The sequence below is a fragment of the Testudinibacter crocodili genome (assembly GCF_006228025.1).
Taxonomy (GTDB): Bacteria; Pseudomonadota; Gammaproteobacteria; order Enterobacterales; family Pasteurellaceae; genus Chelonobacter.
Window position 1 is genome coordinate 1 of the sequence record NZ_VDHF01000073.1, and the last position, 11,306, is coordinate 11,306.

Below are 11,306 nucleotides of genomic sequence, written 5' to 3' on the forward strand. Positions count from 1 at the left end.
TTTTGTCTACTATGCCCAAAAATAACATTCCTTATTTGAATAAAATCAGAGCAAAGTGCGGTTTGGCAGTGCAGATCATGCACACTGACCGCACTTTTTTAACCAAGATCACACATATACAAAAAACCTTTCCACAAGGGAAAGGTTTTATTCAGTTGACGTTTAACTCAACCTATTTTTTCTTTTTCGCTTTCGCATTCGGCAAGTCAGTCACCGTACCTTCGAACACTTCTGCCGCCAAACCGACGGATTCATGCAAGGTTGGGTGCGCATGGATGGTCAATGCCAAATCTTCCGCATCACAACCCATTTCGATAGCTAAACCGATTTCGCCTAATAGTTCGCCACCGTTAGTACCGACAATTGCGCCGCCGATCACACGGTGCGAATCTTTGTCGAAAATCAGTTTGGTCATACCGTCTGCACAATCGGAAGCGATCGCACGTCCGGAGGCTGCCCAAGGGAAAAGTGCGGTTTCGTAGTTGATGCCTTCCGCCTTACACTCTTTCTCGGTTTTGCCGACCCATGCGACTTCCGGCTCGGTGTAAGCAATTGACGGAATCACTTTCGGATCGAAATAGTGTTTTTTGCCCGCAATCACTTCTGCCGCCACATGACCTTCATGCACGCCTTTGTGCGCCAACATCGGCTGACCGACCACGTCACCAATCGCAAAAATATGATCCACGTTGGTACGCATTTGCTTGTCGGTACGGATAAAACCACGTTCATCCACTTCAACCCCAGCAACACCGGCATCGATCAACTTACCGTTAGGGGTACGCCCGATTGCCACCAACACCGCATCATAACGACGGGTTTCATTGGCGGCTTTGCCCTCCATCGACACATAAATGCCGTCGGCTTTGGCTTCCACTGCGGTCACTTTGGTTTCCAGCAGCAGATTGAATTTTTTCTCAATGCGTTTGGTATAAATTTTGACAATGTCTTTATCTGCCGCCGGGATCACTTGGTCAAACATTTCAACTACATCAATTTTTGAACCCAGTGCGTGATACACGGTGCCCATTTCCAAACCGATGATACCACCGCCCATGATCAATAGATTTTCCGGCACTGAGGTTAATTTCAGCGCATCGGTTGAATCCCAAATGCGTGGATCTTCATGCGGAATAAATGGCAATTGAATCGGACGTGAACCCGCCGCAATAATCGCATTGTCGAATTTAATCGTGACATCACCGTCTTCTCCGGCAACAATCAAAGAGTTGGCGCCGGAAAATTTGCCGTAACCATTCACCACTTGCACCTTGCGCATCTTCGCCATGCCTGCCAAGCCACCGGTTAATTGGTTGATGACTTTCTCTTTCCAACCACGAATTTTATCCACATCCGTACTCGGCTCACCAAACACGATGCCATGTTGTGCCAACGCTTTGGCTTCTTCAATCACTTTTGCTACGTGCAGCAAGGCTTTAGACGGAATACAGCCTACATTCAGACAAACGCCGCCCAAGGTTGAAAAACGCTCGACAATGACGGTTTCCAATCCCAAATCGGCGCAACGAAACGCTGCGGAGTAACCCGCCGGACCGGCACCCAAAACCACAACCTGTGTTTTAATCTCTTTACTCATAATAACCTCTTAAATTTGGCTTTATGCGAAACCGCACTTTCAATTTCTGTTCCGAACCTCTCCGCGCTAACGGAGAGGCATTAAGTCATTACATGACCAAGCGGCGTAAATCTGACAGTACCCCATTGATAAAGGTCACAAATCTGGCGCCGTCTGCGCCGTCAATCACACGGTGATCATAAGAAAGCGACAGTGGCAACATCAAACGTGGGCTAAACTCTTTGCCATTCCAGACCGGGGTCATTTCTGATTTAGACACCCCTAGAATTGCCACTTCCGGTGCATTCACAATCGGCGTAAAGTGTGTGCCACCAATGCCGCCAAGGCTGGAAATGGTGAAACAGCCGCCTTGCATATCCGATGCCGTCAGCTTGCCTGCACGGGCTTTTTTCGAGATTTCAGCGAGTTCGCGTGACAGTTCAATAATGCCTTTTTTGTTAACATCACGGAACACTGGTACCACTAAACCGTTCGGTGTATCCACCGCCACACCGACATTGATGTATTTTTTCAAGGTCAGACGTTGCGCATCTTCTGAAATCGAGCTATTGAAACGTGGATAAGCTTCCAATGCTTTGGCAACGGCTTTCATGATGAATACTAACGGCGTGATTTTCACATCCAGTTTCTGTTTTTCTGCCAGCACGTTTTGTTCTTTACGGAACGCTTCCAAATCGGTGATGTCGGCTTTGTCCCATTGAGTAACATGCGGAATCATCACCCAGTTACGATGCAGATTAGCACCGGAAATTTTCTGGATTCGACCCAGTTCCACTTCTTCTACTTCACCGAACTTGCTGAAATCCACTTTTGGCCAAGGCAGTAAGCCCAAACCGGCACCAGATGGCGCAGCGCCTGCTGTCGCCGCAACTGCACCGGATTCCACCAGTTTGATGGCATTTTTGACATAGGCTTGCACGTCTTCTTTCAGAATGCGTCCTTTGCGCCCGGTACCTTTAACCTTATCCAGATTAACACCGAACTCACGCGCCAAACGGCGCACCACCGGGGTTGCGTGCGCAAAGACCGCACTTGCCGTCACTTCTTGCTGTGAACCTACTGTTTGTGGCGCTGCTGCGCTAGTCGATGGTGCTGATTCCGCTTTAGCGGCTGTGGCGGCTTGTGGTGCTGCCGCTTGAGCCGGCGCTGCACCGGCGACTTCAAAGCGCATAATCAAACTACCGGTAGAGACTTTGTCCCCGACTTTGATCAAGATCTCTTTTAACACCCCTGCAAACGGTGCAGGTACTTCCATCGAGGCTTTGTCACCTTCAACGGTGATTAATGATTGCTCTTCGCTGATGCTGTCGCCAACATTGACCATAATTTCAGTGACATTGACTTCATCGCCACCGATATCCGGCACATTCACATCAACGATTGATGGCGCCGCACTGGCAGTCGGTGCGGCGGCTTCAGTCTGTGTTGGTGCAGCAGTAGAAGCGGCGGCTGCCGTTTCAAAGCGCATAATCAGTGAACCGGTAGAGACTTTGTCCCCGGCAACCACTAAAATTTCTTTTACTACACCGGCAAACGGTGCTGGCACTTCCATCGAGGCTTTGTCACCTTCAACAGTCAACAGTGATTGCTCTTCGCTGACGCTGTCACCAACCTTCACCATGATTTCAGTGACGTTGACTTCATCGCCACCGATATCCGGCACGCTGACATCAACAACCGCACTTTGCCCCGCAGGAGCGGCGCTTGGTACAGCTTCAGGTCTAGCTTCAACTTTAGCTTCCGTAGTTGCGACCGCACTTTCAAACACCATCATCGCTGAACCAGTCGATACTTTATCGCCCACTTTAACTAAAATTTCTTTGACGACACCACTTTCCGGCGAAGGCACTTCCATCGATGCCTTGTCACCTTCCACATTAATCAAGCTCTGCTCAACTTCAACGCTATCGCCTACTTTTACCATAATTTCGGTAACTGTCACTTCATCGCTGCCGATATCCGGCACTTGAATTTGTTTAGACATGCTATTTCCTTTTTCTAATGACAATTAAGCATACAACGGATTGATTTTATCTGCGTCAATGCCGTATTTCTTAATGGCATCGGCTACCGCTTGGTTATCAACCACACCTTGTTTTGCTAATTCGGTCAACGCCGCCACAACAATATATTGTGCATTCACTTCGAAATGTTCACGTAAGTTTTCACGGCTGTCGGAACGACCGAAACCGTCAGTACCCAATACACGGTAGCTTTGCGCCGGAATAAACGGACGCACTTGCTCTGCAAACAATTTCATGTAATCAGTTGCTGCAATTGCAGGTGCATCGTTCATCACCTGTGCGATATAAGGGACACGAGCGGTTTGTGTCGGGTGCAACAAATTCCAACGATCGGCATCTGCGCCTTCACGCGCAACTTCGGTGAATGAGGTCACGCTGTAAACATCGGAAGTTACCCCGTATTCATCTGCTAACAGTTTCGCCGCTTCACGAACATAACGTAAAATTGCGCCGGATCCCAACAACTGCACTTTGCCTTTGCCTTGACCAGTAACGGTTTCAAACTTATACAAGCCCTTACGAATGCCTTCTTCTGCCCCTTTCGGCATTGCCGGTTGATCGTAAGTTTCGTTTAAGGTAGTGATGTAGTAGTAAATATTCTCTTGTTCAGGCCCATACATACGACGTACGCCATCTTGCATAATCACGGCAACTTCATAGGCAAATGCCGGATCGTAAGAGATGCAGTTCGGCACGGTCAATGACTGAATATGACTGTGACCGTCTTCGTGCTGCAAACCTTCGCCGTTCAAGGTGGTGCGACCGGAAGTTCCGCCAATCATAAAGCCGCGCGCTTGTTGATCACCAGCTGCCCACATCAAATCGCCAACCCGTTGGAAGCCAAACATCGAGTAGTAAACAAAGAACGGAATCATCGGCACATTGTTGGTGCTGTAAGAGGTCGCTGCCGCCAACCAAGAAGAGGTTGCGCCTAACTCATTGATCCCTTCCTGCAAGACTTGACCGTCAATTGCTTCACGATAGTAAGCCACTTGCTCTCTGTCTTGCGGGGTATAGTTTTGACCGTGTGGATTGTAGATTCCGATTTGACGGAACAGCCCTTCCATCCCGAAAGTGCGGGCTTCATCCGCCAAAATAGGTACGATATGTTTACCGACCGATTTGTTTTTCAACAGCACGTTTAAGGAACGAACAAACGCCATCGTAGTAGAAATCGGGCGAGATTGCGCTTCAAACAGTTGCGCAAACTCTTCCAGCTCCGGCACTTCCAGCTCGGTGGTGAAACGTGGTGAGCGTGTCGGTACATAGCCTTGCAGCGCTTTACGGTGCTCGTGCAGATATTTATACTCTTCGGAATCTTTTTCGAAGGTGATATACGGCAGTTTTTCTACTTCTTCATCGCTGAGATCAATCGAGAATTGGTCACGCACATGACGCACACCGGACATATCCATTTTCTTAACTTGGTGGGCAATATTTTTGCCTTCTGCCGCATCGCCCATGCCATAGCCCTTGATGGTTTTCACCAACAGCACCACCGGCTTGCCTTGCACCTGTTTAGCTTTGTTAAATGCCGCAAACACTTTGATCGGGTCGTGGCCGCCACGATTCAACGCCCAAATTTCATCATCGGTCATATCCGCAACCAAAGCTTCGGTTTCAGGGTAACGTCCGAAGAAGTGTTTACGCACATAAGCACCGTCTTTGGACTTGAAGGTTTGATAATCACCGTCAACCACTTCCATCATCAATTGCAATAATTTTCCGGTGGTGTCACGTTGCAATAAGCGATCCCAACGACGCCCCCAAATCACTTTGATCACTTCCCAGCCGGCGCCGATAAACAGACTTTCTAACTCTTGGATAATTTTGCCGTTGCCCGTCACCGGACCATCAAGACGCTGTAAGTTACAGTTGATGACAAACACCAAATTATCCAGTTTTTCACGTGCTGCAAATGAAAGCGCACCACGTGATTCTACTTCGTCCATTTCGCCATCACCCAAGAAAGCATACACGGTTTGATCCGCGGTATCTTTCAAGCCACGATTGTGCAAATATTTAAGGAAACGGGCTTGATAAATCGAGTTGATCGGGCCCAATCCCATTGAAACCGTCGGGAACTGCCAGAATTCCGGCATCAATTTCGGGTGCGGATAAGAGGAGATGCCTTTGCCGTGCACCTCTTGGCGGAAATTGTCCAACTGCTCTGCTGTTAAGCGCCCTTCAAGGAAGGCACGGGAGTAAATTCCTGGTGAAATATGCCCTTGGAAGAACACCAAATCGCCGCCGTTTTTCTCGGTCGCCGCTTTGAAAAAGTGGTTGAAGCACACTTCATAAATGGTAGCGGAAGATTGGAACGACGCCATATGGCCACCCAATTCCAAATCTTTTTTGGAGGCACGCAACACCATCATCATCGCATTCCAGCGAATAGCGCCACGAATTCTACGTTCTAAATCCAAATTGCCGGGGTAATTCGGTTCTTCGCTGGTTGGAATGGTATTAACGTAGTCGGTGCTGATACCGGTTGGCAGAGCGACACTGTTTGCTCTCGCACGCTGCATTAATTGTTCGATAATAAATTGAGCACGCTCTGCGCCCTCTTCACGGATAACGGAGTCAATCGCCAACAGCCAATCGCTGGTTTCTACTGTATCCACGTCATTTTTAACCATATCGGACATGGTAATTCCCTTTTGTTGATTAAAAAACACTTGAAATCGGCGCTAAATCACCGAATTCCCCAGAATTTATAATAAGTAATTAAAAAGAAAAGCATTTTAAAACACCATTCGCATTTTTAACAATTTGTAATAAAAATGCTAAAAATTATCTTGTCTAATATAGCCTAAAATGCACTAAATATTAATCCTTAAGTGCAAAATATCTGCTGATTGCTCAACTTTTTTTATAAAAATGTTAATTTTTTCACATCCCAATGCTTAAACTGAATCCCGTTCCATCCAATATTTTCGTTCCAAAAACCGCACTTTGCGATCAAAAAGCGCTGCAAAGATAGCCTTTTTACCTCAAATTCTATACAATCGCCCCGATTTTATTCCTGTTATTTATTATTGAAATGTTGAGAAATGATATGAGCACCACACCCAATATCGGCTTTTTAAGTTTAGGCTGCCCCAAAAATCTGGTCGATTCCGAACGAATCCTCACCGAACTGCGTACTGACGGTTACAACATTGTACCAAGTTATGAAAATGCCGACCTGGTGATCGTCAACACTTGCGGTTTCATCGACAGCGCAGTGCAAGAATCGCTGGAAGCGATTGGTGAGGCGCTGGCAGAAAACGGTAAAGTGATCGTCACTGGCTGCTTAGGCGCCAAAGAAGATCAGATCCGCCAAGTGCACCCGAAAGTGTTGGAAGTCAGCGGCCCGCACAGTTATGAAACCGTGTTAAAACAAGTGCATCGATACGTGCCTAAACCCGAATACAATCCGTATATTAATTTGGTGCCGAAGCAAGGAGTGAAACTGACTCCGAAACACTATGCCTACCTCAAAATTTCCGAAGGTTGCGACCACCGCTGCACCTTCTGTATCATTCCCTCGATGCGCGGCGATTTAGACAGCCGCCCGATCGGCAATGTGCTGGACGAGGCAAAACGGTTGGCAGATGCCGGAGTGAAAGAGTTGTTGGTGGTATCGCAAGATACTTCTGCTTACACACTCGACAAAACCAAAGCTGACAAAAGCAAAACCGCATTTTGGAATGGCATACCAATTCGCAACGACTTACTGTCACTCTGTGAACAGTTAGCAAAATTGAATATTTGGGTGCGACTGCATTATGTGTATCCTTATCCGCATGTGGATAAACTGATTCCGTTAATGGCAGAAGGCAAAATTTTGCCGTATTTGGATATTCCGCTACAACACGCCAGCCCGAAAATTTTGAAAGCAATGAAGCGTCCCGGTGCGATTGACCGCACTTTGGAGCGGATTAAACAGTGGCGCCAAATCTGCCCGGAGTTAACCCTACGCTCAACCTTTATCGTTGGCTTTCCGGGCGAAACCGAACAGGATTTTCAACTGTTATTAGATTTCCTACAAGAGGCACAACTGGATCGCGTCGGCTGTTTCAAATTCAGCCCGGTGGACGGTGCCATTGCAACCGAAATGGACGATCAAGTGCCGGAAGAAGTGAAAGAAGACCGTTTCCACCGCTTTATGCAGTTGCAGCAACAGATCTCCGCCCAACGGCTACAACAAAAAATCGGCAAAACATTGGCAGTCATTATTGATGAAATTGATGATGACGGCATCATCGGACGCTCAATGGCAGATGCGCCAGAGATCGACGGCGTAGTCTATTTAGACAATCCAAACCAAAGTGCGGTCAAGGTCGGTGAAATTGTGCAAGCGGTGATCCATAATGCGGATGAATATGATCTGTGGGGTGAGATTGTTTGTTAACGCAGTCAAAAATTTCTTTAAACATAAATCATTCGGACCGATATAATATCGGTCCTTAAAAATCACCTCTCAAATACTTTAAAATTTCATTTGCTTTATTACTAGAATTACGCTGAGCAATATTTTCTAATCTTAAAATTAACTTTTCAACCTCAGAGCAACTATCCTCTTTTGCTTGTTGCTGATAAAACTGTAAATTATTGACTGTAATATCCTCAATATTAACAGCTGGATTAGCAAATAAGATATATTTGCAACACTGGTAGCCTAATGCAAAATCATTAGCATAATAAGCTGAAATAGACAATTCATAATAAATCCAAAATTTATAAACTGACTTCTTAACAAATAGAATATCATTTTCAGGATAAGCAACATTTTTTGCGATTACACCTAATTGATAAGCCAATCGAGATTGACCATTAATCCGTAACAGATTAATTGCATTATATAAACACTCAATCCGTTGCGGATTATAATCATAACCTAGCAACCAATAATACATCGCCGACTTTTCATCATTCAACTGCTTATAACAATTTCCTAAATATTCATAAGAACAGGTTACTTCCTCTTTCCAACCACCATCTGCTATGCGTTTTAAATACCATTCCGTCGCTTTTTCAAATTGTCCATTATCTCTATAACTATTGGCTAAATAAAACTTGTAACGGCTATTATTCGGTTCATCTTTTAACCCCTGCTCTAATAATGCGATATCCCGTATAAATTTATTTGCTTTAAACCCGCCATCTTTCAAATCTAAAATTGACAGCGTTTGAATTTTTTCTCGTTCAACTTTGCGATCACAATCTAAATACTCATGCGTCACTCCAACATAAAACCAATTCAAATCACCTTTTAATAAATACGGCACCGAATAATCAGTATCCCCCAAATATTGAAGCAAATAAACATCTTGGTGTAAATCATCAGCAGAAAAGTTTTCAGAAAAGATGATTTGCTCATCTGCATCACAAAGTAATAAATAATCCGCTTTTCCTTTGGCCAGCTGTAAACTTTGAGTGCGATTGACACCAAAGTTAATCCACTCCCGCTGATGCAATTCACCCGGGATATTCTTAAGAACATCACAAATAATCTCTTTGGTATTATCGTCAGAACCGGTATCAACTATACACCAATAATCTATATATGGAGCCACCCTTTCGAGACAACGCCTGATCACCTTAGATTCATTCCTGACGATCATCACCAAACATAAACGCTTCATCATATTTATCTTTAGTTATTGAGTATTTCTTAGCACTTGCCGCTCACCATTTGGGGCCACAAGCGTAATTGTCGCCGGAGGTTGCTGCTGGCGGTGCAAAATCGCTACAATATTATCTAACTTAGCAATATCTTGGAATTTCCCTTCAATTTGGTACTCATCCACATTCACGCCATTCTCAAATACTAAGAAAGTGCTGACCTTAGTGCTTTTAACCGTATCCAGTTTAACCGCACTTTTATTTTCAATATTATAGACGGGTTGCTTTCTTCTACCGTATTGCGCAATCAGTTTTTGATCTTGGCTGACACTTAAAATATCCTGAATTTTTTTAGCCTGATCTAATTTTGCTTTTTCATCCTGAGGTTGGATAGTTGCTGCGATTTCTCCCACATCTGATGTGCCAGCATCTATTTGTTGCTCTGGTGGAATAATTTCAATCGAATTCTGACTGGATTCCTCAGCAGGCTTTTCCACAGCATCAACTATCGAATTGTCAAAGATCACACTGCCAATATATTGCTTCTCAGTTAGTTCTTTCACTTGATTACCGGTCAACGCCAACACCACTCGATCATTTAAGATCTCAAAACGTAGATTTTCTTGCTCTAGCTGTCCATTGATATTTGCTAAAAGCACGGAAAGTGAGGCATTATCATCTTGTTCAATTCGAATATTAGTCGTCGGATCAGACTGATAAGCATAAAATCCGATTCCCAGTTTATAAGCAATTTGTTGGGCAAAATCACCAACAGCGCCTTTATACTTTACTGCAATTTTCGCATTATTATATTTTTCCACATCAGTAACAGATGCCGCATTGGCAAGCGGAAGCATTGCCAATAATAATGAAGCCAAAATTGTTTTCTTCAAAAAATTACCTTTCATCACAAGTCCTTTATTTTATCTAGCTAAAAAAGTGCCGTATTTTTACAATACGGCACCTAATTCTTTACCAAGCAAATCCTACGCCGGCGCCGACGGCAACATCCCCGGAATTGGAAGTACTACCGTTTAATTTCAAAATAACTTTACCATTATCACTGACCTTGCTCACCCCAACCGCAATTGATGACGAACCTTTGAAATTACCCACGCCGACGGAGACCACGCTCTGCCCGGCACCGTAAGCCTGAGGCAAACTGGCCGTTGCAATCGCATTAGAGATACCACTCTTCATATAGCGCTCGACACTATCAAGACGACGATTGACACCACCTATTGCTGCATCCAGTTGTCCTTTGTTGACAGCATCTGTAGCATTAACCCCGGCTGCAACACCGGTCAAGCGACGCACTTGGTTTGAGCTGTTGCTAAAGTTAACTTCATCGCCACCGGTAGCTGCTCCAACAGTAATCGGATTGTTGTTAATTTTAACTGACGTATCCTTGCTTGGAGCTTGTTGTACTAAACCTGCCGTACCATTTTTGATCGCATCAGCCAAGGTTGCAACTGCATACAGTTGGCTACCGTTGACCGCATCAGTACTACCCTCTGCTACAAGCCCAGCAGCCACATTTTGAATACGACGTTCCTTGCCAACACTGCCCACCGTCACGACACCTGCTGCATCACTACCGGCAAAGGAAACCGCGGCACCCAGAATCTCCTTGATTTGGCTACTCGGTTCATATTTACCACTACCGGCAGTTTGTGCCGTTTGTTTACTCTCCGCATTAGACTGATAACCTAAATAAACAGAGTTATCTACTGTAGCCGTAATTTCAGCACCGACGGCAACCGTATTTTTACCGCTTACCGTGGTTTGATTACCCACAGCAACTGCATTGTCAGACTCTGCACTTGCTAGACGACCAATCGCTACCGCATATTTACCAGAAGCTGAAGAGTCGCCATTAGCACGATCTTTAGCAACCGTTCCCGCCTGTCCACTATTCACATGTACATACTTGATACCTTCAGCATTTATTCTGCCAATTGCTTCAACCACATTGCCGGTTTCTTTGGTCGTATTACCTGACACATCGTATGTCACATAATTTCCGGCAGTGTTTATATCACCTGTAGATCCAGTGGCTCCGGTCGCACCTGTAT

Annotated in this window: 7 protein-coding genes; 1 reads left to right on the forward strand and 6 read right to left on the reverse strand. The window is 45.3% G+C overall.

Annotated features, from left to right (window positions below):
* Positions 1-172: 172 nt before the first annotated feature.
* From lpdA to aceE, 3 genes are all read right to left on the reverse strand, one after another.
* Positions 173-1,597 carry a dihydrolipoyl dehydrogenase gene (gene lpdA / locus FHQ23_RS08335; RefSeq protein ID WP_139613914.1) on the reverse strand — a complete coding sequence of 475 codons (1,425 nt, stop codon included), beginning with the start codon at positions 1,595-1,597 and terminating at the stop codon, positions 173-175.
* An 88-nt stretch (positions 1,598-1,685) separates the two neighbouring features.
* A complete protein-coding gene (gene aceF / locus FHQ23_RS08340) occupies positions 1,686-3,581 on the reverse strand; it encodes a pyruvate dehydrogenase complex dihydrolipoyllysine-residue acetyltransferase (protein ID WP_139613915.1) in 1,896 nt (631 codons plus the stop codon).
* A gap of 24 nt (positions 3,582-3,605) precedes the next feature.
* Entirely contained in the window at positions 3,606-6,269 is a 2,664-nt protein-coding gene (gene aceE, locus FHQ23_RS08345) for a pyruvate dehydrogenase (acetyl-transferring), homodimeric type (RefSeq protein ID WP_139613916.1), read from the reverse strand.
* A 410-nt stretch (positions 6,270-6,679) separates the two neighbouring features.
* Between aceE and rimO the strand changes: the two genes are divergently transcribed.
* Positions 6,680-8,017 (forward strand): 30S ribosomal protein S12 methylthiotransferase RimO, encoded by a 1,338-nt coding sequence (gene rimO / locus FHQ23_RS08350; protein ID WP_139613917.1) that lies wholly within the window; start codon positions 6,680-6,682, stop codon positions 8,015-8,017.
* A 55-nt stretch (positions 8,018-8,072) separates the two neighbouring features.
* Here rimO and FHQ23_RS08355 read toward each other — a convergent pair whose 3' ends face one another.
* The 3 genes from FHQ23_RS08355 to FHQ23_RS08365 all read right to left on the reverse strand — a co-directional run.
* Complete coding sequence (locus FHQ23_RS08355; RefSeq protein ID WP_139613918.1) at positions 8,073-9,254, reverse strand: tetratricopeptide repeat-containing glycosyltransferase; 1,182 nt, start codon at positions 9,252-9,254, stop codon at positions 8,073-8,075.
* A 12-nt stretch (positions 9,255-9,266) separates the two neighbouring features.
* Positions 9,267-10,139, reverse strand: a complete 873-nt coding sequence (locus FHQ23_RS08360) for a hypothetical protein (RefSeq protein ID WP_139613919.1) — start codon at positions 10,137-10,139, stop codon at positions 9,267-9,269.
* Positions 10,140-10,203: 64 nt separating this feature from the next.
* The coding region (locus FHQ23_RS08365) for a YadA family autotransporter adhesin (protein ID WP_267963666.1) at positions 10,204-11,306 on the reverse strand (1,103 nt) is incomplete at its 5' end.